The organism is Kitasatospora sp. NPDC088346, assembly GCF_044740765.1.
Classification (GTDB): Bacteria; Actinomycetota; Actinomycetes; order Streptomycetales; family Streptomycetaceae; genus Kitasatospora.
In genome coordinates, this window is the sequence record NZ_JBIURH010000001.1 from 230,068 (window position 1) to 256,563 (window position 26,496).

24 protein-coding genes are annotated in these 26,496 nt (G+C 73.7%); 11 read left to right on the plus strand and 13 right to left on the minus strand.

The annotated features are described in order from the left end of the window. Positions 1–37: 37 nt before the first annotated feature. Both ACIOFR_RS01010 and ACIOFR_RS01015 read left to right on the plus strand, forming a co-directional pair. Positions 38–505: a MerR family transcriptional regulator gene (locus ACIOFR_RS01010; RefSeq protein WP_400991501.1), complete on the plus strand. Its 468-nt coding sequence runs from the start codon at positions 38–40 to the stop codon at positions 503–505. After that, the gene (locus tag ACIOFR_RS01015) at positions 502–1,506 is read left to right on the plus strand and encodes an aldo/keto reductase (protein ID WP_400991502.1); all 1,005 of its coding nucleotides are present in this window, start codon (positions 502–504) and stop codon (positions 1,504–1,506) included. Before ACIOFR_RS01010 ends, ACIOFR_RS01015 begins: the two co-directional genes overlap by 4 nt. A 63-nt stretch (positions 1,507–1,569) precedes the next feature. Here ACIOFR_RS01015 and ACIOFR_RS01020 read toward each other — a convergent pair whose 3' ends face one another. Continuing rightward, a complete protein-coding gene (locus tag ACIOFR_RS01020; protein ID WP_400991503.1) occupies positions 1,570–2,148 on the minus strand; it encodes a TIGR03086 family metal-binding protein in 579 nt (192 codons plus the stop codon). Between the two features lie 103 nt (positions 2,149–2,251). On the opposite strand from ACIOFR_RS01020, the gene ACIOFR_RS01025 reads away from it, so the two are divergent. Beyond that, positions 2,252–3,229, plus strand: a complete 978-nt coding sequence (locus ACIOFR_RS01025) for a helix-turn-helix transcriptional regulator (protein WP_400991504.1) — start codon at positions 2,252–2,254, stop codon at positions 3,227–3,229. On the opposite strand, the gene ACIOFR_RS01030 is transcribed toward ACIOFR_RS01025, so the two are convergent. The 7 genes from ACIOFR_RS01030 to ACIOFR_RS01060 form a co-directional block, all read right to left on the minus strand. Continuing rightward, on the minus strand, positions 3,226–4,413 hold the full coding sequence (locus ACIOFR_RS01030) for an alpha/beta hydrolase (RefSeq protein ID WP_400991505.1): 1,188 nt from the start codon (positions 4,411–4,413) through the stop codon (positions 3,226–3,228). The genes ACIOFR_RS01025 and ACIOFR_RS01030 overlap by 4 nt on opposite strands. Before the next feature lie 211 nt (positions 4,414–4,624). Beyond that, positions 4,625–4,963 carry an MmcQ/YjbR family DNA-binding protein gene (locus ACIOFR_RS01035; RefSeq protein ID WP_400991506.1) on the minus strand — a complete coding sequence of 113 codons (339 nt, stop codon included), beginning with the start codon at positions 4,961–4,963 and terminating at the stop codon, positions 4,625–4,627. Between the two features lie 38 nt (positions 4,964–5,001). Then, entirely contained in the window at positions 5,002–6,219 is a 1,218-nt protein-coding gene (locus ACIOFR_RS01040; protein WP_400991507.1) for an acyltransferase, read from the minus strand. After that, positions 6,209–7,360, minus strand: a complete 1,152-nt coding sequence (locus ACIOFR_RS01045) for an alpha/beta hydrolase (protein ID WP_400991508.1) — start codon at positions 7,358–7,360, stop codon at positions 6,209–6,211. The genes ACIOFR_RS01040 and ACIOFR_RS01045 overlap by 11 nt, the downstream gene beginning before the upstream one ends. Before the next feature lie 129 nt (positions 7,361–7,489). After that, positions 7,490–8,164 (minus strand): response regulator, encoded by a 675-nt coding sequence (locus ACIOFR_RS01050; protein ID WP_400991509.1) that lies wholly within the window; start codon positions 8,162–8,164, stop codon positions 7,490–7,492. Beyond that, complete coding sequence (locus ACIOFR_RS01055) at positions 8,161–9,444, minus strand: sensor histidine kinase (protein ID WP_400991510.1); 1,284 nt, start codon at positions 9,442–9,444, stop codon at positions 8,161–8,163. Before ACIOFR_RS01055 ends, ACIOFR_RS01050 begins: the two co-directional genes overlap by 4 nt. 108 nt (positions 9,445–9,552) lie before the next feature. Next, on the minus strand, positions 9,553–10,233 hold the full coding sequence (locus ACIOFR_RS01060; RefSeq protein WP_400991511.1) for a TetR/AcrR family transcriptional regulator: 681 nt from the start codon (positions 10,231–10,233) through the stop codon (positions 9,553–9,555). Positions 10,234–10,469: 236 nt separating this feature from the next. On the opposite strand from ACIOFR_RS01060, the gene ACIOFR_RS01065 reads away from it, so the two are divergent. Continuing rightward, positions 10,470–12,080: an MFS transporter gene (locus ACIOFR_RS01065; protein ID WP_400991512.1), complete on the plus strand. Its 1,611-nt coding sequence runs from the start codon at positions 10,470–10,472 to the stop codon at positions 12,078–12,080. Positions 12,081–12,158: 78 nt separating this feature from the next. Here ACIOFR_RS01065 and ACIOFR_RS01070 read toward each other — a convergent pair whose 3' ends face one another. Both ACIOFR_RS01070 and ACIOFR_RS01075 read right to left on the minus strand, forming a co-directional pair. Beyond that, positions 12,159–12,377, minus strand: a complete 219-nt coding sequence (locus ACIOFR_RS01070) for a hypothetical protein (protein ID WP_400991513.1) — start codon at positions 12,375–12,377, stop codon at positions 12,159–12,161. Between the two features lie 144 nt (positions 12,378–12,521). After that, positions 12,522–13,838 (minus strand): cryptochrome/photolyase family protein, encoded by a 1,317-nt coding sequence (locus ACIOFR_RS01075; RefSeq protein ID WP_400991514.1) that lies wholly within the window; start codon positions 13,836–13,838, stop codon positions 12,522–12,524. 127 nt (positions 13,839–13,965) lie between these two features. Between ACIOFR_RS01075 and ACIOFR_RS01080 the strand changes: the two genes are divergently transcribed. Beyond that, entirely contained in the window at positions 13,966–15,735 is a 1,770-nt protein-coding gene (locus ACIOFR_RS01080; RefSeq protein ID WP_400991515.1) for a serine/threonine-protein kinase, read from the plus strand. 86 nt (positions 15,736–15,821) lie between these two features. Here ACIOFR_RS01080 and aceE read toward each other — a convergent pair whose 3' ends face one another. Then, on the minus strand, positions 15,822–18,572 hold the full coding sequence (gene aceE / locus ACIOFR_RS01085; RefSeq protein WP_400991516.1) for a pyruvate dehydrogenase (acetyl-transferring), homodimeric type: 2,751 nt from the start codon (positions 18,570–18,572) through the stop codon (positions 15,822–15,824). 517 nt (positions 18,573–19,089) lie between these two features. On the opposite strand from aceE, the gene ACIOFR_RS01090 reads away from it, so the two are divergent. From ACIOFR_RS01090 to ACIOFR_RS01110, 5 genes are all read left to right on the plus strand, one after another. After that, the gene (locus ACIOFR_RS01090; protein ID WP_400991517.1) at positions 19,090–19,527 is read left to right on the plus strand and encodes a DUF3052 domain-containing protein; all 438 of its coding nucleotides are present in this window, start codon (positions 19,090–19,092) and stop codon (positions 19,525–19,527) included. A 250-nt stretch (positions 19,528–19,777) separates the two neighbouring features. Next, positions 19,778–20,236, plus strand: coding sequence for a peroxiredoxin (locus ACIOFR_RS01095; RefSeq protein ID WP_400991518.1), 459 nt, complete (start codon positions 19,778–19,780; stop codon positions 20,234–20,236). Between the two features lie 207 nt (positions 20,237–20,443). Continuing rightward, positions 20,444–21,019 (plus strand): TerD family protein, encoded by a 576-nt coding sequence (locus tag ACIOFR_RS01100; RefSeq protein WP_400991519.1) that lies wholly within the window; start codon positions 20,444–20,446, stop codon positions 21,017–21,019. 251 nt (positions 21,020–21,270) lie between these two features. Then, a complete protein-coding gene (locus ACIOFR_RS01105) occupies positions 21,271–21,846 on the plus strand; it encodes a TerD family protein (protein WP_400991520.1) in 576 nt (191 codons plus the stop codon). 107 nt (positions 21,847–21,953) lie between these two features. Beyond that, positions 21,954–23,039, plus strand: a complete 1,086-nt coding sequence (locus ACIOFR_RS01110) for a DUF475 domain-containing protein (protein ID WP_400991521.1) — start codon at positions 21,954–21,956, stop codon at positions 23,037–23,039. Positions 23,040–23,126: 87 nt separating this feature from the next. Here the strand turns inward: ACIOFR_RS01110 and ACIOFR_RS01115 are convergent, their stop codons facing one another. Continuing rightward, positions 23,127–24,245, minus strand: a complete 1,119-nt coding sequence (locus ACIOFR_RS01115) for a DUF2637 domain-containing protein (RefSeq protein ID WP_400991522.1) — start codon at positions 24,243–24,245, stop codon at positions 23,127–23,129. Between the two features lie 347 nt (positions 24,246–24,592). Between ACIOFR_RS01115 and ACIOFR_RS01120 the strand changes: the two genes are divergently transcribed. Next, positions 24,593–25,339 (plus strand): Tellurium resistance, encoded by a 747-nt coding sequence (locus ACIOFR_RS01120; RefSeq protein WP_371496880.1) that lies wholly within the window; start codon positions 24,593–24,595, stop codon positions 25,337–25,339. 51 nt (positions 25,340–25,390) lie between these two features. On the opposite strand, the gene ACIOFR_RS01125 is transcribed toward ACIOFR_RS01120, so the two are convergent. Next, complete coding sequence (locus tag ACIOFR_RS01125; RefSeq protein ID WP_400991523.1) at positions 25,391–26,380, minus strand: TerD family protein; 990 nt, start codon at positions 26,378–26,380, stop codon at positions 25,391–25,393. Between the last annotated feature and the right edge of the window lie 116 nt (positions 26,381–26,496).

Consider the following 26,496-nt stretch of genomic DNA (forward strand, 5'->3'; position numbering starts at 1 on the left):
AGCTTCGTAGTCGTCGCCGATCACCGGGGGTCAGACCATGGCAACGCTCGCACCGATCTCGATCGACCCGCTCACCTGCGGGGAGGCCTACAGCCGGGCCGGCGCGGACGCCGACCGCACGCCGCGGCACGCCATCGGCGAGGTCGCCGAGGCCAGCGGCCTGACCGCGCACACCCTGCGCTGGTACGAGCGGATCGGCCTGCTCGACCCGGTCGACCGCTCCTACTCGGGGCAGCGGCGCTACAGCGACGCAGACCTGTCCCGGCTGGCCTTCCTCGGCCGGCTGCGGCTGACCGGGATGCCGGTCGCCGACATGCTCCGCTACGTGGAGCTGGTCCGGGCCGGCGACCACACCTACGACGACCGGCGCGACCTGCTGGTCGCCCACCGCGAGGAGGTCCGGCAGCGGCTCGCCGACCTGCACGCGACCCTCGCCGTCCTCGACTACAAGATCGACCTGTACTCACGACTCCCCGACGCAGGGGAGCGGAAGGAGAGCGCATGACCCTCCCCACCACCGTGCTCGGCACCGGCGGCCCGACCGTCGGGACCCAGGGTCTGGGCTGCATGGGCATGAGCGAGTTCTACGGCCCGACCGACACCGTCGAGGCGCTCGCCACCCTGGACGCCGCGCTCGACCTGGGCGTCACCCTGTTCGACACCGCCGACGTGTACGGCTCCGGCCACAACGAGGAGCTGGTCGGCCCGTTCGTGCGGGCCAACCGCGACCGGGTGGTGCTGGCCACCAAGTTCGCCATCGAACGCCGGGCCGACGACCCCTCCTACCGGGCCGTGCGCAACGACCCGGAGTACGTCCGCACCGCCGTCGACGCCTCGCTGCGCCGCCTGGGCGTCGACGTGATCGACCTCTACTACATGCACCGCCGCGACCCGCGGGTGCCGCTGGCCGAGTCGGTCGGCGCGATGGCCGAGCTGGTGCAGGCCGGCAAGGTCCGCCACCTCGGGCTCTCCGAGGTGACCGGGGAGGAGCTGCGCGAGGCGTACGCCGTGCACCCGATCGCCGCGCTGCAGTCCGAGTGGTCGGTCTTCTCGCGGGACGTGGAGCGCACGGCGGTGCCCGCGGCGGCCGAGCTCGGGGTGGCCTTCGTGCCGTACTCACCGCTCGGCCGGGGGTTCCTGACCGGCTCGTTCACGGCCGCGGAGCAGCTCAGCGAGGGCGACTTCCGGCGCTCCCACCCGCAGTTCAGCGGGGAGAACGCGGCCCGCAACGCCGCCCTGGTGGCCCCGATCCAGAAGATCGCCGCCGACCGCGGGGTCTCCGCCGCGCAGGTCGCACTGGCCTGGGTGCACCAGCGGGCCGAGGTGCACGGGCTGACCGTGGTGCCGATCCCCGGCACCCGCAAGCGTTCGCGGCTGGCGGAGAACACCGCGGCCGCGGCGCTGCGGCTGACCGCAGCCGAACTGGCCGCGCTGGAGCCGGTCGCCGGCCAGGTCACCGGCAACCGGTACGCCGACATGACGTTCACCTCGGCCGGGCGCGAGTAGTCCGGGAGCGGGCCGGGGCCGGGGCCGTTGCGCACGGCCCCGGCCCCGGCGGTCGGACGGCCGTCAGACCCGGCGCCCCAGCCAGCCCGCGAGCCGGGTGTACGGGTCGGCGTCGGCCGGCACCGGCTGCACCGGCCCGAACGGGAGCTCGCCGCCGCGCGGCTCGGCCGGCAGCACCTGCTCGGCGACGCCCAGCGCACCGAGCGCGAGCTCCTCGTCCAGGGCCGCGGACGGGTCGACCACCTGGGCGATGTCCCAGGTGTGGGTGACGGCCTCCATCACGTAGCCGCCCAGGGCGAACCGGCCGGGCAGCTGCCCCCACGGCACCCACGACAGCCGGTCCAGGACGGCGTCGTCGGCCCAGGCGGCGGCGGCCCGGGCGCGGGCCCGGTCGAGCGCCTCGGCCCACTCGGCGTCCCCGACCTCGCCCACCGTGGCCGCCACGTCCAGGCTGCGGCCGCCCTCGCCGACGTACGCGATGCGGTGGATGCCGCCGACGGTGTGGCCCAGCAGGGTGCGCAGGTCGAACTCGGTGCAGGGGGTGGGGCGGTCCAGCTGCTCCGGGGTGACCTGGGCGACCACCTTGGCCAGCTGGTCGAGGGCGCGCAGGTAGTGCGGGCGGGGGTCGAACGTGGCGTCCATGCGTGGTGCTCCTCAGCGGTTCGGTGCTGTCTTCGGTGCTGCCTTCGGGGCACACTCTGCCCGCGATACCTGACACCTCGTGTCAGGTTTTAGGCTGACTTCCGTGAAGGCCGACCGACTGCTCTCGATCCTGCTGCTGCTCCAGACCAGGGGCATGGTCCCGGCCGGGGAGCTGGCCGCCCGGCTGGAGGTCTCCGTCCGCACCGTCTACCGGGACGTGGAGGCGCTCTCGGCGGCCGGCGTCCCGGTCTGGGCCGAGCGCGGGCGCAACGGCGGGATCAGCCTGCTGCCCGGCTACCGGACCGACGTCACCGGCCTGACCGCCGACGAGTCCCGCGCCCTGTTCGTGCTGGCCACCGCCGGCGCGCACGACGCGCTGGGCCTCGGCGAGGCACTGGCCGCCGCCCTGCGCAAGGTGATGGCCGCGCTCCCCGCGCCGCACCGCCCGGCCGCCGAGCGGACCAGCGAACGGATCCTGGTCGACCCGGAGCGCTGGCTGCGGGTCGGCACCGCGCCGGTCGAGCTGGGCGAGCTCCAGCGGGCGGTCTTCGCCGACCTGCGGCTGGAGCTCAGCTACCGGCACAGCGGCGCCGCACAGCCCAGCGGGTACACCGTCGACCCGTACGGGCTGGTGAGCAAGGCGGGCGTCTGGTACCTGGTGGCGGACCTCGACGGCGCGCCCAGGCTGTTCCGGGCCGACCGGGTGCGGACGGCCCGGGTCGTGCAGGAAGCGGTGCGGCGGCGGCCGGGGCTGGGGCTGCCCGAGGTCTGGGCGGTGCTGCGCGAGCAGGTGGAGGGGCTGCCGGACGTGGTCACGGTGGTGGCCCGGGTGCGGCGGCACCGACTCGACATGTTCACCCGGATCCATGCCGCACTGCTGTCGGCGCCGCCGTCCGGCGAGGACCCCGACTGGGCGGAGGTCCGGCTGGGGCTGCGCGCCGTGGAGGCCGTCCGGGTGCTGCTGGCCTTCGGGGCGGACGTCGAGGTGACGGACCCGCCGCGGGCGCGCCGGGAGCTGGCCCGGGCCGCCGCCGACGTGGTCGCGCTGTACGGAACGGGCGCGGGCCCGGGCCGGCTCTAGGCGACGGTCGGCGGGTGGCTGACGCTGTCGTAGCGGCCGAGCGCGATGGCGCCGAAGTTGTGCAGGCTGGCGGTGCCCGGGGCGAAGTAGCCGTTGTGGCCCTCGGCGCCGGTGGAGGAGACGTCCATCGCGCCGAAGGCGGTGCTGGTCGGGTCGGCGCCGTGGCCGAGCCCGCCGACCTCCAGGTACGGGACGTTGCCGATCCAGTCGGTGCGGTTGCGGGTCGCCCAGACCTCGACGCCGCGGCCCAGCTCGGCGGCGGACTCCACCCCCATGCCGGGGCTGCCGAAGACCACCATGTCGGTGGTGCCGCCCTCGTCGATCCGCGGGGCGGCGGTGCCGCAGACCACCGAGCCGTAGGAGTGGCAGAACAGCGCCGGCGGGCCGTCCGGGTGGCCGGTCTCCTTGAGCCCGGCCAGCAGCCGCAGCAGCCGGGGCGCGGCGACGTCGGCGAGCCGGGCGGTGACCGCGTCGGGGCCGAGACCGGACGGGGTCACGTAGCCCGTCCAGGCGATCACGGCGGTACGGGTGCCGGGGGCCTGGCGGCGCTCCTCGGCGAGCAGGGCGCGGGCCATGCCGGCGGGGGAGCGCAGCGGGTCGACGGCCTGGTCGAAGTGGCCGAGGTCGGCGTCCGAGCCGGGGACCAGGACGGACACCCGCTGGGCGGCCGCCAGGTCGCCGTAGACCTCGCTGACCAGGCCGCGGCCACGGGGGTCGAAGGCGAGGATCTGCCGGCCCTCGGCGAGCAGGTGCTCCGAGTCGTCGGCGCGGGCGGTCGCCAGGGCGCGGGCGGAGGCGTTCAGGTTGTGGTCGGCGGCCCGGGCCCGGGCGCGGTCGCGTTCGGCCGCGATGGAGATCCGGTTGGCGTGGTAGCGCAGGGCGAGCGGGGCGCCGTCCAGGTTGCCGACCACCAGCGGGTAGGCGGCGGTGAGCCGCTCGGTGTCGGCGGGGTCGAGCGCGGCGAAGAAGGCGGCGACGGTGGCGGCGTCGGCGGTCGCCGGGTCGGGCAGCGGGTGGCCCGTGGAGTGGTCGGACACCCAGGCGGCGCTGCCGGTCGGCGGGGTCGCGATGGCGACCTGCTCGTTGGCGGCGGCGGCCTGCGCGGCGGCGGCGCCGGCGTCGACCAGCACGGCACAGCCCGCGAAGGCGCCTATCAGGATGCGCTTGAGCTTCCTGCGCTGCATGGCGTCATCTCCCTCGGGCCGGTCACCGTCACAGCGGGCCGGGCCCGATGGTGCTACGACTGCCAACTACACGTCAGCCAGGTTAAAGGCAGCGGGAAGCCGGGGAGAGCCTTCAAACTGTGTTCTGGCTCACATTCGTCCGTGCGAGTGGCGTAAACCGACCGGTTCCGATCGGTTCACCGCCGGTCCACCCGCCCCGGACGCGGGCCGCTCAGCCGCGGTCGACCTGGGAGTGCAGCCGCCTGGGCGCGATGCTGCGCCAGGCCTCGGTGAGCAGCTCGCCCAGCTCCTCGGCGTCCACCTCGGCGAGGGCCACCAGAACCCAGCCGTGCCGGCCGACGTACGGCGCGAAGGAGTACACCTGAGGAGCGGCCGCGAGCAGTTCGGCCTGGTCCTCCTTGGACGCCTTGACGCAGACCCGCCCCGACCCCGGGCCGCCCATGGCGAAGATCTTCCTGCCGACCCGCAGCGTGATCTGCTCCCAGGTCGGCTCCTCGTGCGCCTCGGGCAGGGCCAGCGCCATCGCCTTGAACTGATCGAACGTCACCATGGCGCCAGGGTAGGGCCCGGCCCCGACATCCGGGGCACTCAGACCACCCCCAGCGCGTACACCGTGAAGGCCGCCGCACCGGCGCCCGCCGCGGCCCGCCACAGCCGGGACGGCCACCGGCCGTCGAACCGCCGCGCGGGCCGGCCGACCGCCGCCAGCACCACTGCGAACACCGGCAGCCAGGCGGCCCGGGCCAGGACCCAGCCGAGCGAGTCGGGGCCCGCGGTCAGCCCGGGGACGTCCGTACCGAGCAGCGACCCCGGCAGCGCCACCGCGAACATCGCCGTCTGGTGCCAGCAGAAGATCGTCATCGCGGACAGGTTGACCACCACCACCGGCAGCCACAGCAGCGGGCGGCGCAGCAGCCGGCCCAGCCGCTCGCGCAGCAGCACCGCGGCCCCGCACTGCACCGAGGCCAGCGCGAGCACCAGCAGCGACGGCGGGTGCGAGTTGGTCCGGGCCGCGCCGGGCACGCCGACCATGCTGGCCGGGTAGTGGAAGACGGTCAGCAGCACCGCGAACAGCGCCGCCCCGCCGAACAGCAGCAGCCGGCCGCCGGCCCGGCCCAGCCGGCCCTGCGCCCAGCTGACCCCGAGCTGGTAGGCGAACAGCCAGCCGGGCAGCAGGTTCACCAGGGCCAGCCAGGACGGCACCGCCCCGGCCCACGGCCCGTACCGCAGCAGGTCGACCACGGCCACCACGGCGAGCAGCGGGGCCGCCGCCCGGGCGCCGAGCCGCCGGCCGGCCGCCAGGCAGTACGGGGTGAGCGCGGTGAGCACCAGGTAGATCCCGATGTACCAGAGCGGCTGGACGACCAGGACCGCGCCGGTGCGCACCGTCTCGGCGGGCACCCCGGCCGCGTGCAGCAGCGGGACCAGCAGCGCCCAGACGGCGGCCACCCCGAGCACCGGGCGCAGCAGCCGGACGGCCCGTCCGCGCAGCCAGCCCGCCAGGTCCGTGCCGCGCTCCCGGGCCCGGGCCAGGGACTTCGCCGCCGCGTACCCGCCGACCAGGAAGAACAGCCCGAGCAGCTGGAGCCCCCAGCTGAACGGGGCCAGGAAGCCGAGCCGGGCGAGCGGGCTGGCGTTGTGCAGGACACCGTCCCCGGGGGTGACGGTGAAGCCGCCGAGCAGCCAGTGGCCGGTCGGCACGGCGAGCAGGGCGAGGGCGCGCAGCCCGTCCAGGGCGCGGTCGCGGCTCGCGGGGGTGCGGGCGTCCACCGTGGCGGCGGCCCTGCGCAGCAGGTCAGTTCGCATCGTGGCACTCCGGGGCGCGGTCGGCGCAGCGGACCGCGGCGGTGTCGCCGAGGGCCAGCGCGGTGAAGTTGGCGAGGGAGGCGGTACCGGGCGCGAAGTAGCCGGTGTGGCCGTGCGAGCCGGCGGAGGAGACCAGCCGGGCGCCGAACCCCGGCGCGGTCGGGTCGGCGCCGTGGCCGAGGCCGAACACGGAGACGTGCGGGACGTCGCCGATCCAGTCGGTGTCGTTGCGCTCGGCGGCCCAGACCGGCACCCGCAGGTCGGCGGCGCGGTCGGTGTCGGTGCCCGGGGAGCCGAGCAGGACCAGGCCGGCGGCCAGCCCGGGGCCGAGGCCGGCACGGGCGCAGACCACCGAGCCGTAGCTGTGGCAGAAGACGGTGACCGGCCCGGCCTGCGGGGCGAGGCCGGCCAGCAGGCGGTGCAGCCGGGGGCCGCCGGCTGCGGCGAGATCGGAGGCGGCGGCGTCCAGGCCGACCCCGACGGGGGTGGTGTACCCGGCCCAGGCCACGACGGCGAGCTGCTCCCCGGCGGCCGCCCGCAGCTCCCGGGCCATGCCGGCGGGGGTGCCGTACGGGTCCCGGGCGCGGTCGAAGCTCATCAGGTCGACGTCGGAGCCGGGGACGACGACGGCGGTGCGGCGGGCGGTGGCGAGGTCCCCGTAGACCTCGGCGACCTGGCCGCGGCCGCGCGGGTCGAAGGCCAGGACCTGCCGGCCGGCCAGGGCCGCGTACCGCTCGGCCCGGGTGCGGGCGGCGGCGCGGCGGGGGCCGCTCAGCGCCGGGTCGTCCGCCCGGGCCTGCTCGGTGCGTCGCTCCCCGGCCAGTGCCAGGGCGTTGGCCCGGTAGCGGAGCCGGAACGGAACGCCGTCGAGGTTGCCGACCACCAGCGGGTGCCGGACGGCCAACGCCTCCTGCTGGGCGGGGTCCAGCCCGGCGAAGAACGCGGCCACCTCGTCGGGGGCGGCGCCGCCCGGGTCCGGCAGCCGTACGCCCAGCCCGGTGTCGGCCCGCCAGGCGGCGGTGCCCGGCGGCGGGCCGGTGACCGGGGTCTGGCCGTCGGCCGCGGCCCAGCCGCCCACCCCCACCACGGCGGTCGCGGCCAGCACGGCGGCCACCAGGGTGCGCCTGAATCGCAGCAGCATCGCGTTCTTCCTCTCGTCCGTGCACGCGTTCGTGAACGGGAGGAAGGTAGGAGCGCGAAGGCCCCGTGGGCGTCGGTCCACGGGGCCAACCGGCTCCTGCCACCCGGGTACCACCCGGGCGTCGCGGTACTACTGACCGGGCGTCACCAGGCCCGACTCGTAGGCCAGGACGACCGCCTGGGCCCGGTCGCGCAGGTCCAGCTTGGCGAGCACCCGGCCGATGTGGGTCTTGACGGTCTGCTCGGCGACCACCAGCCGGCCGGCGATCTCCTGGTTGGACAGGCCGCGGGCGATCAGCTCCAGCACCTCGGTCTCCCGGGGCGTCAGCCCGTTCAGCCGCAGGGCGGGGTCGCGGCGCGGTGCCGGTCGGGTCCGGGCGAAGTCCTCGATCAGGCGGCGGGTGACGGACGGGGCCAGCAGCGCCTCGCCCGCCGCGACCACCCGGACGGCGGCGATCAGGTCGGCCGGCGGGGCGTCCTTGAGCAGGAAGCCGCTGGCGCCGGCGCGCAGCGCCTCGTAGACGTAGTCGTCCACGTCGAAGGTGGTGAGCATCAGCACCCGGGGCCGGTGCACCACCCCCGGCGGAGGATCGAGGAGGCGCCGGGCGGCCTCCAGGCCGTCCATCTCGGGCATCCGGACGTCCATCAGCACCACGTCGGGGTGGGTGCGCCCGCTGACCTCCAGGGCCTGCCGGCCGTCGGCGGCGTCGCCGACCACGTCGATGTCGCTCTGTGCGCTCAGCAGGGCGGCGAAGCCGGCCCGGACCATCGCCTGGTCGTCGACGATGAGTACGCGGATGGTCATGGAGCGGTCTCCCCCGGGGTGGTGACGGGCAGTTCGGCGGCGACCCGGAAGCCGCCCTCCGGCAGCGGGCCGGTGTCCAGCCTGCCATCCAGCAGCCGGACGCGTTCGCGCATCCCCACCAGGCCGTGCCCGGTGCCCCCAGCGGCCTCGACCGGGGTGCCGCCGGATCGGGGGGCGTCGTTCACCACGGTGACCCGCAGGGTGCCGTCCTGCGCGGAGAGCGAGACCCGGGTCCGCGCGCCCGGGGCGTGCCGGACCACGTTGGCCAGGGCCTCCTGCACGATCCGGTACACCGACAGGTCGGTGGCGTCGGGCAGCGGCAGCAGCGCGTCGACCTCCGGGCCCACCGACAGCTGGGCCTCGACCCCGGCCGCGGCGACCGTCCGGACCAGTCGGCCGAGGTCGGCGACGCCGGGCTGGGGGCTCCGGTCGGGGCCGTCCTGCCCGCTGCGCAGGACGCCCAGCAGGCGCCGCATCTCGGCCAGCGAGCTGCGCGCGGCGGTGGCGATGCCGGCGAACTCCTCGACGGCCTCGGGCGGCAGCCCGCCGATCCGGTAGGGCGCGCTGTCGGCCTGCACGGTGATCACCGACATGTGGTGGGCGACCACGTCGTGCAGCTCGCGGGCGATCCGGGTGCGCTCCTCCAGGAGGGTGCGCAGCGCCCGTTCCTCCTCGCTGATCTGCTCCTGCTCGGCCAGCCGGCGGCGGGCCTCGCCGCGCCCGCGCAGGCTCCAGCCCAGCAGCAGCACCGCTCCGGCGAGCACCACGGCGAGGGCGGGGGTGCCGCCGGCCCGGTGCGGGAAGGCGGCGGCCGCGCCGACCGTGCCGACCAGGGTGACCAGCCAGACCGCCAGCAGGGTTCGGCCGCTCTCGCGCGGCGCGAGTGCGGCCAGCAGGAACAGGTAGCCGATCAGGGTGGCGGCGGGCCAGGGCCAGGGTCCGGCCGACGGCGCGCTGGCGAGGGTGACGGCGGCGGTCGCGGCGGTGGCGGCGGTGACCACCCACCAGACCGGCAGCGGCCGCCGGACGGCCGCCAGCAGCGGCACCGTCTGGGCGATCGAGAGCACCGTGGCCGGATAGCCGTCCAGCCCGTACGAGCCGGTGAGCACCACGATGTCGATCGGGAGCAGGGTGGGGACCAGGATCACGGCGAGGGCGTACGGCAGGGCGCGCAGCCAGGGGCTGGGCGCGTCGGCCAGCAGCGGCCGGCGGTCGGGGGAGGGGCGGGTCAGGCTGAGCGCGAGCTCGTGCAGCGGGCCCCGGACGGTGGCTCTGTTCACCCGGCCCGAGCGTAGGGGCCCGGCGGCCGGATGTCGTCCCACCTGCGGGGTGGGTCCGGTGTCATACCCCGGTACGACACCGGGGTCGCCCGGGTGCCGCCGGTCGCCTCACTCCCGCCAGGAGCCGGCCAGGGCCGGGCCGAGCTGGTCGAAGTGGCGCTCGATCAGCTCGATCATGCCGTCGGGGCCGGCGTCGTTGGCGGCGCCGTCCGCCCCCCAGGAGAGGTGGGAGATCCGGACCACGCTGCCGAGGACGGCGGCCAGCAGCCGCGGCCGCAGGTCGGTGGCCGGGTCCAGGCCCTCGCGGTCGGCGAGCACCCGGGCGACCACGCCCTCCTGCTCGGTGGCGCGGCGCAGGTGGGCGGCGAGCAGGGTGGGGGTGTTCTCGATCAGTTCGAACAGCTCCAGCGCGGCGGTGACGCTGCCGGGCCCGCTGCTGCGGCCGCTGCCGAGGGTGCGCCAGGCCTCGGTGATCGAGGCGCGCATGGCCTGCAGCGGGTTCTCCTCGGCGGGGCGCTCGCGCAGGCAGGCGATGAAGAAGTCCTCCGCGTCGGCCATGACGGCCAGCGCGACCTCCTCCTTGTTGGCGAAGTACCGGAAGAACGTGCGCTGCGAGACGTCCACGGCGGCCGCGATCTCGTCGATGGTGGTGTCGCCGTAGCCCCGGTCGAGGAAGAGCGCGTGGGCGGCGGCGACGAGGGAGTCGCGGGTGCGCTGCTTCTTCCGCTCGCGCAACCCGAGCACCCGGCAGCCGGGGTCGGTCTCGGGTGCGGCGGGCTGCGAGGCCATGACGTGCGCCTTTCGACTGCGTGGGGTGGTGCGGCGGGGCCGGTGCCCGGGGGTGTCCGGCAGATCAACCATAGCGCTCTGCCATATGTCAGCGTGAGTCACAAGTCACAGTTTGCCGAATGTCAGCGGCTGACATAATGTTCCCGAGTGGCGCCCGTCAGGTCCGACAGCTCGTGGGGACGGGTGGACCCGGGCGCCACCTCCTGTCCCACCGAGCCCTCGGAAGGCGCGTTCGCATGAGCCAGTCCGTCGTCAACACCGGCAAGGCGGACGTACCGCCCCGGAGCAACGCCGCGCCGTCGACCGGACGGAGCCGGCAGGGCCACCCCTGGCTGACCCTGCTCACGGTGGCCGTCGGCGTCATGATGGTCGCCCTCGACGGCACCGTCGTGGCCATCGCCAACCCGGCCATCCAGGCCGACCTCGGTGCCTCGCCCGCCGACATCCAGTGGGTCACCAGCGGCTACCTGCTCGCCCTCGCGGTCTTCCTGATCACCGCGGGCAAGATCGGCGACCGGTTCGGCCACAAGACCACCTTCCTGGTCGGCGCGACCGGCTTCGCCGCCACCTCGGCCGCGATCGGCTTCGCCGGCTCGATCCAGATGGTGATCCTCTTCCGGGTGCTCCAGGGCCTGTTCGGCGCACTGCTCCAGCCCGCCGCGCTGGGCCTGCTGCGCGGCGCCTTCCCGGCCGAGAAGCTCAACATGGCGATCGGCATCTGGGGCGGGGTGATCGGCGCCTCCACCGCGGCCGGCCCGATCGTCGGCGGCCTGCTGGTCGAGCACGTCAACTGGGAGTCGGTGTTCTTCATCAACATCCCGGTCGGCCTGATCGCCCTGGCACTCGGCCTGTGGATCCTGCGCGACGTCCGCAGCGAGAACGCCGCCAAGTCCTTCGACATCCCGGGCATCGTGCTGCTGTCGGGCGCGATGTTCATGCTGGTCTGGGGCATCATCAAGGCCCCGACCTGGGGCTGGGGCTCCGCCACCACCTGGGCCTTCCTGGGCGGCGCGATCGTCGCGATGGTGGTCTTCGCGTTCTGGCAGACCAGGGCCGAGGAACCGCTCATCCCGCTCAGCCTGTTCCGCTCGGTCTCGCTGTCGGCCGGCACCCTGCTGATGGTGCTGATGGCGTTCGCGTTCTTCGGCGGCGTCTTCTTCGTCACCTTCTACCTGCAGAACGTGCACGGCATGACCCCGGTCCAGGCCGGCGTCCACCTGCTGCCGATGACCGCCATGATGATCGTCGGCGCCCCGCTGGCCGGCGCGGCGATCGGCAAGGTCGGCCCGCGGATCCCGATCGTCGCGGGCATGCTCTTCACCACCGCCGCCATGCTCGGCATGTCCACCCTGGACGTCGACTCCGGCACCGGCGTGATGTCGCGCTGGTTCGTGCTGATGGGGCTCGGGCTCAGCCCGGTCATGGTCGGTGCCACCGAGGTCATCGTCGGCAACGCCCCGCTGGAGCTGTCCGGCGTGGCCGGCGGGCTCCAGCAGGCCGCCATGCAGGTCGGCGGCGGCCTCGGCACCGCCGTGCTGGGCGCCGTGATGGCCTCCAAGGTCACCGACGTGCTGCCGGGCAAGTGGGCGGGCGCCGGGCTCCCGGCGCCCCAGGGGGCGGACGCGGAGGGCCTGAAGCAGGCCGCCCAGCTCGGCATCGCGCCGCCGGCCCCGGCCGGCACCCCGCAGCAGGTGGTCGACGCGATGGCCGGCGCCGTCCACTCCTCGTTCGTCAGCGGCATGTCGGTGGCCTTCGTGGTCGCCGCCGTGGTCGCGGCCTGCGCCGCCGGGCTCGGCCTGCTCACCAGGCGCGGCGCCACCGACGCCGGGCCGGCCGTGCACATCTGACGTCCCCCGTCGACGACGACGGCGGCCCCGGGCACCCGCTGCCCGGGGCCGCCGCCGTGCCGGGCCCCGGGCGCCGTGTCAGGACCCGCCCGGGTCGGCCGGCCGTCCGCCGGGCCGACGGCCGGGCCGATCGCCGGGGGCGTCCCCCGCCGACAGGCGCGCCTCGCGGACGTACCGGATCCGCTCCTCCCGCTCCAGGTCGGGGAACCAGTCGGCGAGCCGCCGCTGCGCCTCCTCCGGGCTCAGTCGCAGTTCGCGCAGCAGGAATCCGGCCCTGGCGACGACGTCCTCGTGCATCGCGACCCTTCCGGTGCGAACGGCCCCCACACCCCCGAGTCTGCCCCGTCCGGGAGGCCGGGGCGCTACCGGCAGCCGTGCCACCGGCCGCTGCGCGCCACCGGCCACCGTCCGCCACCATCCACCACGGCCCGTCACCGTCCGCTACCGGCCGCGGCCCTGCTGGAAGCGGCCCTCGTCCAGACCGATGATCGGCGCGGGGTAGTCCACCGGCTCGCGCAGCAGCCACGGTCGGTGCACCGCCGCGCCCGCGACGCCCGCCAGCTCCGGCACCCAGCGCCGCACGTACGCGCCCTGCGGGTCGAACCGCTTGGCCTGGGTGAGCGGGTTGAGCACCCGGTTCGGCCGGGTGTCCGTGCCGGTGCCGGCCACCCACTGCCAGTTCAGCTGGTTGTTGGCGACGTCCCCGTCCACCAGCAGCGACAGGAAGTGCGCCGCGCCCGCCCGCCAGTCCTGGTAGAGCGTCTTGACCAGGAAGGACGCGGTCAGCAGCCGGGCCCGGTTGTGCATCCAGCCCTCCGCGGCGAGCTGCCGCATCCCGGCGTCCACGATCGGGTAGCCGGTGCGACCCTCGCGCCAGGCGGTCAGCTCGCCCTCGTCGCGGTGCCACCGGTCCTCCCGGGGCCGGTAGTCGGCCCGGGCCGCGTCCGGACGGGCCGCCAGCACCTGGTGGTGGAAGTCGCGCCACACCAGCTGCCGGACGAAGGCCTCCGCCCCCGGCCCGCCGCGCCGCTCGGCGAGCGCCACCAGCTCGGTCGCCGAGAGGCAGCCGAAGTGCAGGTACGGGGAGAGCCGCGACGTCCCGTCGCCCGCCAGGTCGTCGTGCTGCTCCTCGTACGCGGCCGAGGCCCAGCGCGACCAGCGCCGCCGTCCGGCGCTCTCGCCGCCCTCCGGCAGCCCCGGGGAGTCGGGCCGCACCTCGGGCACCGCGACCCCCCGGACGGCCTCGGGCACCCGCACCTCGCGCGGCGCGGCCAGCGGGGCCCGCCGCTCGGCCTGCCGCCAGGCCCGGGAGTAGGGGGTGAAGACGGCGTAGTGGTCCTTGCCGGCCGGGGTGACCGCGCCCGGGGCGAGGGCGTTCAGGACCGAGTCGTGCACCCGCAGCCGCCCGCCCAGGGCCTCCCGCAGCCGGCCCTCCCGGTGCTGGGCGAAGGCGCTGACCCCGGCGGCCACGTGCACCCCGGTCGCGCCGGTCTCCCCGGCCAGCCGGACGGTCTCGGCCACCGCGTCCCCGCGCCGCACCACCAGCCGGCCGCCCCGGGCGGCGAGCCCCCGGTCGAGGTCGGCGAGGCAGGCGGCGAGGAAGGCGGCCCGGTTGGGGACCGCGAACCCGGTCGCCCCGATCCGCTCGTCGAGCACGAACAGCGGCACCACCACGGAGGACTGGGCGAGTGCGGCGCGCAGGACGGGGTTGTCGTGGAGCCGCAGGTCCTGGGTGAACAGTGCGATGGAGACGGACACCCGCCCTGTCTACTCCTTCCGGGCGGCGGGCGTCCCGGGACGCGCCGAGCCGGGCCCGGCGCGAGACTGGGAGGGCAGCTCGGGGCCGCCTTCCGGACACGCACGGGACACGCACAGTGGGGTCGCCATGAGTTCTCAGGACGACGGGGCGCCCGGCAGCGGCCGGCTGGTCGCCGGGCGCTACCTGCTGGGGGAGCGCCTCGGCCGCGGGGGGATGGGCACCGTCTGGGTGGCCCGGGACACCGAGCTCGACCGCGAGGTCGCGGTGAAGGAACTGAGCGTCGGGGGCGTCCCGCAGGACGAGCTCGCGACCCTCAACTCCCGGATGAAGCAGGAGGCCAGGGCGGCGGCGAAGATCAAGCACCCGAGCGTGATCACGGTCTACGACGTGCTGGAGCAGGACGGCCGGCCGTGGATCGTGATGGAGCTGATCGACGGCCGCTCGCTCGCCGACGTGATCGACTCCGAGGGCATCCTGCTCCCGCGCGACGCCGCCCGGGTCGGTGAACAGGTGCTCGCCGCCCTCGACCAGGCGCACCGGCACGGCGTCCTGCACCGGGACGTGAAACCCGCCAACGTCCTGCTGGAGCGCGGCGGACGCGCGGTGCTCACCGACTTCGGGATCGCACTGCTGGAGGGCGCGCCCGGGCTGACCCGGACCGGCGACATCGTCGGATCGCCGGACTACGTGGCCCCCGAGCGGGTCAGCGGCCACCGTCCCGGGCCGGAGTCCGACCTGTGGTCGCTGGGGGCCACGCTGTACGCCGCGGTGGAGGGACAGTCGCCGTTCCACCGCACCACGACCATGGGCACCCTCCAGGCGGTGCTCGCCGACCCGCTCCCGGAACCCCGCCACGCCGGCGCGCTCGCCCCGGTGATCGAGGCCCTGCTGCGCAAGGACCCGGCCGAGCGCCCGACGGCGGACCGGGCCCTGCGGATGCTCGCGGAGGCGGCGGCCGACACCGGCAGTACGGTCGGCGCGACGGGTGCGGACGGCCGTGCGGAGCACCCGCCGACCGCGCAGGTCCCCGCGACCGGGCCGACCGCGCCCACCGAGCAGGCCCCGCCGGCCGGACCCTCCCGGACGCGGCCCGCCCCGCCGACCCCGGCCGCCCCGCCGGTCCGGAGCTCGCCCGCGCACCCGGGCGGCCGGCGGACCCTGCTGGCCGTCGCGGGCGCGGTGCTGGCGGCGATGCTGATCGGCGGCGTGGCCTTCGCCGTGGTCAACAGCAACAGCAACAGCGACGGCACCGGCGGCGGGACGGCGGTGGTCACCACCTCGCAGCCCACCCCCAACACCACCACCCCCGAGCCGAGCACCGCCGGTGCCACCACCCCCGGGCCCACCACCCCGGAGCCCACCACCCCCGAGCCCACCACCCCCGAGCCGAGCACCGCCGGACCCACCACGGAGGGGCCGACCAGCCCGGAGGCGAGCAGCCCGGAGGCGACGGCGAGCCCGGCCCCGGCCGGCTACCACTGGGTGGACGACCCGGCCGGCTTCCGGATGGCGGTGCCGGACGGCTGGACCCGCAGCGTGAACGCCGGCCAGATCGACTACTCGCCGGACGGCGGGACCCACCTGATCCGGGTCGGCATCACCCCGGGCGCGGCCCAGAGCGCCGAGTCGCACCTGCTGGAGCTGGAACGGAGCGTCGGCAGGTCGGCCGACTACCACCGGATCCTGCTCCGGGCCAACACCTTCCAGGGCAACGACGCCGCGCAGTGGGAGTACACCTGGACGGCCTCCGACGGGACGCCGTGGCACGCGGCCGACCAGGCGTTCGTGACCTCGGCCGGCACCGAGTACGCGGTCTTCGCGGACGCCCCCGAGGCGGACTGGGCCGCCGTCGAGGAGCAGTACACCACCGCGCTGAACACCTTCGAGGTCCGGTGAGCCGGCCGGTTCCCGGCCCGGGAACGGCCGAGGGCCGGACCCCTCGGTGGGAGTCCGGCCCTCGGCCGTTCGGCTGGTGCCACGGATCAGGCGTCGCCGCCGGCCGCGCCCGGGTCGGCCGCCGCCACGTCGAGCAGCTGGTAGCGGTCGATGGCCTCCTTCAGCAGGCCGCGGTCGACCTTGCCCTGCTTGGCCAGCTCGGTGAGCACGCCCAGGACCACCGACTGCGGGTCGATGTGGAAGAAGCGGCGCGCCGCGCCACGGGTGTCGGCGAAGCCGAAGCCGTCGGCGCCCAGCGACTGGTACTGGCCCGGCACCCAGCGCGAGATCTGGTCCGGCACCGCGCGCATCCAGTCGGACACGGCGACGAACGGGCCCTCGGCGCCCTGGAGCTTCTGCGTCACGTACGGGACGCGCTGCGGCTCCTCGGGGTGCAGCAGGTTGAACTCCTCGGCCTCCACCGCGTCGCGGCGCAGCTCGTTCCAGGAGGTCGCGGACCAGACGTCGGCCTTGACGTTCCACTCCTCGGCGAGGATGCGCTGGGCCTCCAGGGCCCACGGCACGGCCACGCCGGAGGCGAGGATCTGGGCCGGGATCTGGCCGGCGGTGGCCGGAGCGTACCGGTGCAGACCCTTGAGGATGCCCTCGACGTCGACGTTCTCCGGCTCGGCCGGCATCTTGATCGGCTCGTTGTAGACCGTCATGTAGTAGAAGACGTCCTCGCCGTGCGGGAACTCCGCCGACGAGCCGTACATCCGCCGCAGGCCGTCCTGGACGATGTGCGCGATCTCGAAGCCGTACGCGGGGTCGTACGCGACGACGCCCGGGTTGGTCGAGGCCAGCAGGTGCGAGTGGCCGTCGGCGTGCTGCAGGCCCTCACCGGTCAGGGTGGTGCGGCCGGCGGTGGCGCCGATCACGAAGCCGCGGGCCAGCTGGTCGGCCATCTGCCAGAACTGGTCGCCGGTGCGCTGGAACCCGAACATCGAGTAGAAGACGTAGACCGGGATCAGCGGCTCGCCGTGCGTCGCGTACGACGAACCGGCGGCGATCAGCGACGCGGTGCAGCCCGCCTCGGAGATGCCGTCGTGCAGCATCTGGCCGGTCGGGGACTCCTTGTACGCCAGCAGCAGCTCGCGGTCGACCGACTCGTAGGTCTGGCCGAGCGGGTTGTAGATCTTGGCGGACGGGAAGAGCGAGTCCATGCCGAAGGTGCGGTACTCGTCCGGCGCGATCGGCACGAAGCGGTTGCCGATGCCCTTGTCCCGCATCAGGTCCTTGAGCACCCGTACGAACGCCATGGTGGTGGCGATGGTCTGGTTGCCCGAACCCTTCTTGACCGCCTTGTACGCGTCGTCGCCGGGGAGCTCCAGCTTGCGCGGCCGCACCTTGCGGGTCGGCACGTAACCGCCGAGCTCGCGCCGGCGGTCGTGCATGTACTGGATCTCCTCCGAGTCCTTGCCCGGGTGGTAGTAGGGCGGGTAGCCCTCGTCCAGCTGCTTGTCGGTGATCGGCAGGTGCAGCCGGTCGCGGAAGCGCTTGAGGTCCTCGACCGTCAGCTTCTTCATCTGGTGGGTCGCGTTGCGGCCCTCGAAGTTCGGGCCGAGCGTCCAGCCCTTGACGGTCTGGGCGAGGATGACCGTCGGCTGGCCCTTGTGCTCGCGGGCCGCCTTGTACGCCGCGTAGACCTTGGCGTGGTCGTGGCCGCCGCGACCCAGGTGCTGGATCTGCTGGTCGGACATGTTCTCGACCATCGCGCGCAGCCGCAGGTCGCCGCCGAAGAAGTGCTCGCGGATGTACGCGCCGGTCTCGGTCGCGTAGGTCTGGAACTGGCCGTCCACCGTGGTGTTCAGCTTGTTGACCAGGACGCCGTCGCGGTCCTGCGCCAGCAGCGGGTCCCAGCTGCGGTCCCAGATCAGCTTGATGACGTTCCAGCCGGCGCCGCGGAACTGCGACTCCAGCTCCTGGATGATCTTGCCGTTGCCGCGGACCGGGCCGTCGAGGCGCTGCAGGTTGCAGTTGACCACGAAGGTCAGGTTGTCCAGGCCCTCACGGGCGGCCAGCGAGAGCTGGCCGAGCGACTCGGGCTCGTCCATCTCGCCGTCGCCGAGGAAGGCGTACACCTGCGAGTCGGAGGTGTCCTTGATGCCGCGGTGCTCCAGGTAGCGGTTCATCCGCGCCTGGTAGATCGCACCGAGCGGGCCGAGGCCCATCGAGACGGTCGGGAACTCCCAGAAGTCCGGCATCAGCCGCGGGTGCGGGTAGCTGGAGAGGCCGTACGGCGCCTTGGACTTCTCCTGGCGGAAGGCGTCGAGCTGCTGCTCGGAGAGCCGGTCCAGCAGGAAGGCTCGGGCGTAGATGCCGGGAGAGGCGTGCCCCTGGAAGAAGATCTGGTCGCCGGACTCGCCCTCGGCGTCCTTGCCCCGGAAGAAGTAGTTGAAGCCCACGTCGTACAGCGACGCGGAGGAGGCGAAGGTGGCGATGTGCCCGCCGACGCCGATGCCGGGGCGCTGCGCCCGGGAGACCATCACGGCCGCGTTCCAGCGGGTCGCGTTGAGGACCTTGCGCTCGATCTCCTCGTTGCCGGGGAAGAACGGCTCGTCCTTGGTGGCGATGGTGTTGACGTAGTCCGTGCTGCGCATCTCGGGCACGGCGACACGCTTCTCGCGGGCGCGCTCGATCAGCCGCAGCATCAGGTAGCGGGCACGCTCGCGCCCCCGCTCGTCGATGGCGGCGTCAAGCGACTCCAGCCATTCCGCGGTCTCCTCGGGATCGAAGTCCGGGACCTGACTCGGAAGGCCGCCAATGATGATCGGGTTGCGATCGGATCCGGAAGCCACGCTGTTCCTTCACTGTCGGTCGAAACTGAGGTGTGTCGCGCCGCCTCCATCGTGTACCGCGACTCGGAGATCCGTCATCTCTACCGATCGGTAACCGTTCCGCCTGGTGGGCGGCCCGGTCGGGAGGCGTGCGGCGAGCGGCTTCTTTGCCTTCGCCGCGCACCCCCGGGGGTTACGAAGAGGTGGTCCGACCTGGTTACCCGGCCGCCCGATGGCGGGCGGTCAGGGTGAGGGCCAACAGGAGACTCTACGCCCGCGTGGGCGAGTACCCCGAATGCCGTTCGCATCTCGGTCAGCTGTACGGCATGTGACCCAGGACCGGGGGAAGCATCCTCGGCCCGGATGGAAAAGGGCAAATCGGTGTGATTCCCGCCACCCCGAGCGGCGTGTCCCCCCCGCGACACGTCAACCTTTGGGTGGGATCGACGGTCGGGTACTTGCGCGAACCGCCGGTCCCGTGTGGACTACGGCCACAGCCTCGGCATTGATGCCGAGCCGAATACTGGAGGTTATTCCCGTGAGCGCGACCGCGGACCCCGCGGACAAGTCCAACCCGGCACTGCGTTTCGGCTTCGAAGAGGGCCAGATCGTCCAGGAGCTCGGGTTCGACGATGACAGTGACCAGGAGCTCCGCGAGGGCATCGAGGACATCACTGGTACGGAGCTCGTCGACGAGGACTACGACGACGTCGCAGACGCCGTCCTGCTGTGGCACCGCGAGGAGGACGGGGATCTCACCGACGCCCTGGTCGATGCGCTGGAGTACCTGGCGGAGGGCGGCCTGGTCTGGCTGCTGACCCCGAAGACCGGCCGTGACGGCCACATCGAGGCCTCCGACATCGCCGACGCCGCCCGCACCGCCGGTCTCTCCCAGACCAGCTCGGTGTCGGTCGCCAAGGACTGGGCCGGCACCCGGCTGGCGACCCCGAAGGCCTCGCGCACCGGCAAGCGCTAGGGCCCGTCAGGGCCGACCGCCCCCGAACAGACCCCGACCGGGCCCCGCTGGAGCTTCCTCCAGCGGGGCCCGGCCGCATCGGCGGGCCGGTTGGAGGAGCCGCCGGGGAGCGTGTTCACCCAGGGCGAAACCGGGCCCCCACCAGCCGGAAGCTCTCACCCGTTCGGCCTAACGGCCCGGATCGGATGCGAGGATGCCCCTGTCCGCGCGGCGCACCGAGGGCCGCGGCACCCCAGAGGAAGGTCCCACCATGGCCATCGAGGTCGGCACCCAGGCTCCGGACTTCGAGCTGAAGAACCAGCACGGCGAGCTCGTGAAGCTCTCCGACTTCCGGGGCGAGAAGAACGTCGTCCTGGTCTTCTACCCGTTCGCCTTCACCGGCGTCTGCACCGGCGAGGTGTGCGCGATCCAGAAGGAGCTGCCGCGCCTGCAGAACGACGAGGTCCAGGTGCTCGCGGTCTCCAACGACTCGCCGTTCACCCTGCGCGTCTTCGCCGAGCAGGAGGGCCTGGAGTACCCGCTGCTGTCCGACTTCTGGCCGCACGGCGAGGTCTCCCGCGCCTACGGCGTCTTCAACGAGGAGAAGGGCTGCGCCGTGCGCGGCACCTTCGTGATCGACAAGAGCGGCGCCGTCCGCTGGTCGATCGTGAACGGCCTCCCGGACGCCCGGGACGAGCAGGAGTACCTGAAGGCCCTCGGCGCGCTCTGAGCCCGCCCCGGAGCCCGCTCCGGCAGGTCGGGCGGGGCGGCCCGGCGGGCGCGGTTCGAGGCGCGCCGGGCCGACTCGCCCCCCGGTGGGGAACCCGGCACTACGATCGGGCCGTTGGCAGGACGGACGCACCGTGCCGAACGGCCGGCGTCCGGAACCGCACCACCGGGGGCACCGCCCGTGCCTCCCGATTCCTGGAGGCAGCACGTGGGTGTCAGTCTGAGCAAGGGTGGCAACGTCTCGCTCACCAAGGAGGCGCCCGGCCTGACGGCTGTGGTCGTGGGCCTCGGCTGGGACGTCCGCACCACCACCGGCAGCGGTTTCGACCTGGACGCCAGCGCACTGCTCTGCGACGAGCAGGGCAAGGTCCGCTCCGACGCCGACTTCATCTTCTTCAACAACCTCAAGAGCGCCGACGGCTCGGTCGAGCACACCGGCGACAACCTCACCGGTGAGGGCGAGGGCGACGACGAGCAGATCAAGGTCGACCTGGCCGGCGTCCCGGCCGAGATCGCCAAGATCGTCTTCCCGGTGTCGATCTACGACGCGGAGAACCGCCAGCAGAGCTTCGGCCAGGTCCGCAACGCCTTCATCCGGGTGCTCAACCAGGCCGGCGGCGCGGAGATCGCCCGCTACGACCTGAGCGAGGACGCCTCCACCGAGACCGCGATGGTCTTCGGCGAGCTGTACCGCAACGGCGCGGAGTGGAAGTTCCGCGCGATCGGTCAGGGGTACGCCTCCGGCCTGCGCGGCATCGCGCAGGACTTCGGGGTGAATGTCTGACCGCGGTGGCGGTTGGCTAAGCTGCACGGCCGGGGCCGGCGGGAGCGATCAGCGCTCCCGCCGGCCCCGCGCGTTGCCCCGGCGCGCCGCAGGGCCGGGGGAGTTCAGGAAGTTCAGGCGGTAGTGCAGCACTGCGCGGGCCGCGGTGGGCGTAGACCTTTGGGGTGCGCCGCTCGCACCGACGTGCGGCGGCAGGGCTGTACCCCGCGGACACGGAGCCCCGAAGTGCGGGGGGACTAGGGAGGAAGTACATGAGCGTCACGCTCGCCAAGGGCGGCAACGTCTCGCTGACCAAGGCCGCGCCGAACCTGACGCAGGTGCAGATCGGTCTCGGCTGGGACGCCCGGTCGACCACCGGCGCGTCGTTCGACCTCGATGCGAGTGCACTGCTCTGCTCCGGCGGCAAGGTGCTCGGCGACGAGTACTTCGTCTTCTACAACAACCTGAAGAGCCCCGAGGGCTCGGTCGAGCACCAGGGCGACAACCTCACCGGCGACGGGGACGGCGACGACGAGGTCGTGCAGGTCCACCTGGACCTGGTGCCGGCCCAGGTCGACAAGGTGGTCTTCGCGGTGTCGATCTACGACGCCGAGTCCCGGCAGCAGAGCTTCGGTCAGGTCGCCAACGCCTACATCCGCGTGGTGAACACGGCCGACGACTCGGAGATCGCCCGCTACGACCTGAGCGAGGACGCCTCCACCGAGACCGCCATGATCTTCGGCGAGATCTACCGCTACCAGGGCGAGTGGAAGTTCCGCGCGGTCGGCCAGGGCTACGCCTCCGGCCTGCGGGGCATCGTCCAGGACTTCGGCGTGAACGTATCGTAAAGCGCGGTTCAAGGGCCGCGCAGCGGCGCCGGGCGGGCCGTCCGGGAGTCGGTCCCGGCCGGTCCGCCCTCGCCTGAACCCAACGAATTCGAAAGGTAACTGACTCCGTGTTCCTCCGCACATTCGGATGGTCCTTCGCCATCACGATCGCCGGCCTGATCGCAGCCGGCCTGATCTGGGGGGCCGAAGGATTCGGCGTGGTGCTGATCCTCTCGGTCCTCGAGATCTCCCTCTCGTTCGACAACGCGGTCGTCAATGCCACCGTCCTGAAGCGGATGAACCCCTTCTGGCAGAAGATCTTCCTCACCGTCGGCGTGCTGATCGCCGTCTTCGGCATGCGGCTGATCTTCCCGCTGCTGGTGGTCGGCCTGACGGCGCACCTGAGCCCCGGTACGGTCATCGAGCTGGCGCTGGACTCCAGCAAGACCTACAACGGCAGCACCTACGCGCAGTACCTGGAGGCCGCCAACCCGGCGATCGCCGCCTTCGGTGGCATCTTCCTGTTGATGATCTTCCTCGACTTCATCTTCGAGGAGAAGGACTTCAACTGGCTGCGCTGGCTTGAGAAGCCGCTGGAGAAGATCGGCAAGCTGGACGCGCTCTCCTCGGTGATCGCCCTCGTGGTGCTGGCCGTCTCCTCGCGGCTGTTCGCCGCCGAGCACGCCGAGACCGTGCTGCTGGCCGGCCTGATGGGCCTGGCCACCTACCTCGCGGTCAACGGCCTGTCCGGGGTCTTCGAGTCCGGTCTGGAGGCGCAGGAGGAGGCCGAGGAGGAGGCCGAGCGCAGCGGCAAGTCGATCGTCCAGGTCGGCGGCAAGGCCGCGTTCTTCCTCTTCCTCTACCTGGAGGTCCTCGACGCGTCGTTCTCCTTCGACGGCGTGGTCGGCGCGTTCGCCATCTCCCAGGACATCTTCATGATCACCCTGGGCCTGGGCATCGGCGCGATGTACATCCGTTCGCTGACCGTCTTCCTGGTCCGCAAGGGCACCCTGGACGACTACGTCTACCTGGAGCACGGCGCCCACTACGCGATCGGCGCGCTGGCGCTGATCCTGCTGGCGAGCATCGAGTACCACATCCCGGAGATCGTCACCGGGCTGATCGGCGTCGCCTTCATCGGTGCGGCGCTGGCCTCCTCGATGGTCCGCAACAAGCGGGAGCAGGCACCGGCGGTCAGCTCCTCGGAGGGCTGAGCCCCGGCGGCCCGAGCGCCGTCCGCCGACACGTGAACGGGCCCCCGCACACACCGTGCGGGGGCCCGTTCACGTGCCGGGGCGGGATCAGCCGAGCTGCTGCTCGATGGCCCGCAGCTTGCGCTCCAGCGAGTCCAGTTTCGGCATCGCCAGGGTGTCGTCGTCGGCCGTCAGGTCGATCGAGCCGTACGAGGACGAGCCGAGGTAGGAGTCCGAGGAGTACGGGTTGTCCCCGAGCACCGAGGAGGTGGCGGAACCGACCGCGGCCACCGGCCGGCGGCCGGCGGACAGGGCGGCGGGCTCCAGCGCGGAGGGACCGGTGCGGTCGGCGGCCTCCTCGGCTAGGGCAGGCTCCGAAGCGGGCTGCCCGTCGCCGCCCGCCGTCAGCGCCGGCACCTGGCGGCCGCCGCGGGCCCGGGCCAGCATGCCGCCCTGGCGGGCGATCGCCTTCAGCTCGGCCCGCTCGCGGCGGTCGGCGCTGCGGGCCCGCGCCTTGGCGTCCAGCTTCGCCTGGCGCTCCTCGCGCACCTCGTCGACCGCCTCGTCCAGGCTGCGGACGTTCTCCAGCAGCATCAGCGACCAGGCCGCGTACGTCTCGCGGGGCGCGCGCAGCCAGCGCACGATCCGGATCTGCGGCAGCGGGCGGGGGATCAGGCCCTGCTCGCGCAGCGCCGCCCGGCGGGTCTGCTTGAGCGCCCGGTCGAAGAGCACGGCCGCCGAGATGGACATGCCGGCGAAGAACTGCGGGGCGCCGTCGTGCATCCCGCCGCGCGGGGCGTGCACCCAGTTGAACCAGGCCGAGGCGACGGCGAACAGCCAGACCAGCAGCCGGGAACCGAGCGCCGCGTCACCGTGGCTGGCCTCGCGGACGGCGAGCACCGAGCAGAACATCGCCGCGCCGTCCAGGCCGAACGGCACCAGGTACTCCCAGCCGCCGGAGAGGTTCAGGTTCTGCTGACCGAAGCCGACCAGGCCGTGGAAGGAGAGCGCGGCCGCCACACCGGCGCAGCAGAACAGCAGCACGTAGGACGCACCGCCGTAGATCGCCTCCTTGCGGCGGCGGCGCTCCTCGCTGCGCTCCCAGGAGTCGGTGTTCTCGTCGGCGCCGTTGTTCTTGAAGCGCAGGAAGGCCACCAGGATGGCGGTGAACAGCAGGGCCGCGCCGCCGACGACGGCCCAGACCAGCTGTATGGAGGAGAAGTTCATTGCGGGGAGGGCCTCGGCTTTCCGCAGGGCAGGAGAGATCTTCGCGGTCGGGCACAGGCGGGGGGTGCCGGTCGGATCCCGCCGCTGGGGGAGGGTCTGACGGCCCGTCGCGGACGCCGGGGGACAAGGCGAACGGGACACCTGTGCGGCTAGACGATATCGCGTCCGAGGGAGCGGCATGTTACGGGAGTGGGGATCCTTCTGCCACCAAGCACTCACCGGCGCGCTGACGTTGACTCAGCGACCGGGAATGGGTATGGCTCTGACTGCCCGGTACGGGCACGACGCGACGGCCGGCTGCGGGATCATGGACCGGTCGGATCGGACTGGCTCTGGGGGAGGACGCAATGGTCTCGGTGTGGGAGTTCCTGAAGGGCGAACGCAACAGCGTGGACGCCGGGGGGCAGTTCAAGATCACGTTGACCAAGGCGCGGCCGCAGCACGCGATCACCGGCTCCGCGGCCACCACCGGCTACCTCTACGTCAACCTGCACTGGGCCGCCCGCACGGCCGACGGCCCGGCCGGCGGCTCCTCGCTGCGCCGGCTCTTCGACCCGCGCATCCTGCGGCCGCTGGCGCCGGACTCCTTCAACCGCCCGCAGCTCAACGTCGACCTCGACCTGGCCTGCCTGTACGAACTGACCGACGGCACCCGGGGCGTGGTGCAGCCGCTCGGCCAGCTCTTCGGCGACCTGAACCGGCCGCCGTACATCAAGCTGAGCGGCGACGACGTCTACGGCGCCCCCTCGGGCGAGACGATGTACATCAACCTGGAGAAGAAGGACCAGTTCAAGCGCTTACTGATCTTCGTCTACATCTACGACGACACCCCGGCCTTCGACCGCACGCACGCCACGGTGACCATCGTGCCGCAGAGCGGTCCCCGGCTGGAGATCAAGCTGGACGAGCGGGCACCGGCGGCCCGTTCCTGCGCGGTGGTCCTGATCGAGAACTCCGGGGACGGCCAGCTCACCGTCCGCCGCGAGGTGCGGTACGTGCACGGCTTCCAGTCCGACCTGGACCGGCTGTACGGCTTCGGCATGCAGTGGCAGCGCGGCTACAAGGCCGGCCCGACCGCGCCCGGTACGGCCTGAACCGCGGGCCCGGCCCGGACCGCGGGGGCCGGTCGGGGTCGGGCCGGCCGGTCAGCGGGGCTGGAACTGCGGGCCCTGCGGCGGCAGCGCGAAGGTGCCCTGCGGCTGCTGCCGGGCGGGCTGCGGGGGCGGCTGCGGGGGCGCGACCGGCTGGTGCTGCTGCGGGTAGCCGTACCCGGTGGGCTGTTGCTGTTGCTGTTGCTGCGGCTGGTGGGGCGGCGGGTAGCCGTATCCGGCGTAGCCGGTCGGTTGCGGTTGCTGCTGGGGCTGCTGGGGCTGGTGCGGCGGGGGGTAGCCGTAGCCGGTCGGCGGGCTGGTCGGCGGCGGCGGGGTGCTCGGCGGGAGCGGCGGGGCGAGCGGGGCCGCGGGAGTGGCCGGCGCCAGCGTGTAGGTGTCGGGCTCCTCGGACGCGTGGGCCGGGTGCTGGTCCTCCGGGAGACGCTGCAGCTGCGCGCCGCCGGTGGAGTCGGGGCCGTCCGTGCCGTCCGCGCCCTCGTCCTCGACCGCGATGCCGTAGTCGGTGGCGAGGCCGCTCAGGCCGGTCGCGTATCCCTGGCCGACCGCGCGGAACTTCCAGCCGCCGTCGCGCCGGTACAGCTCGGCCGCCACCAGCGCGGTCACCTCGCCGGTGTCGGCCACGGCGAACTCGGCCAGCGGGTCGGACGGCTCGCCCGCGCCGGCGTCGTACAGCAGCACCCGCAGCCCGGACACGGCCGGGAAGGCACCGCCCTCCGCGGAGCCGGCCAGCACCACCCGGTCGACCTCGGGCGGCAGCTTGGCGAGGTCCACCTCGACGGCGTCCCAGACCTCGGAACCGGAGTCGGACCCCTGCTTGGGCAGGTGGCGCACCAGGCCGGACGGGTGCCGGGGCTGGTTGTAGAAGACGAAGTCGGCGTCCGACCGGACCTTGCCGCCGGCGCCGACCAGCAGTGCGGAGGCGTCGACGTCGGGGGAGCCGGGCGAACCGGTCCAGCGCAGCACGGCGCGGACCGCGGCGGCCGTCAGCGGGATGTTGGCGCCCTTCGCCATCACATGCGTCATAGCGCACCATCCTGCCCGTTCGCGACCGGTTCGGACAACGCACCTCCCCCCGGGTGACACCGTCCCCCGGAGGGTCACCGGGCGGGCGTTGTGTGAAGCGGATGGCAACCTTCCGA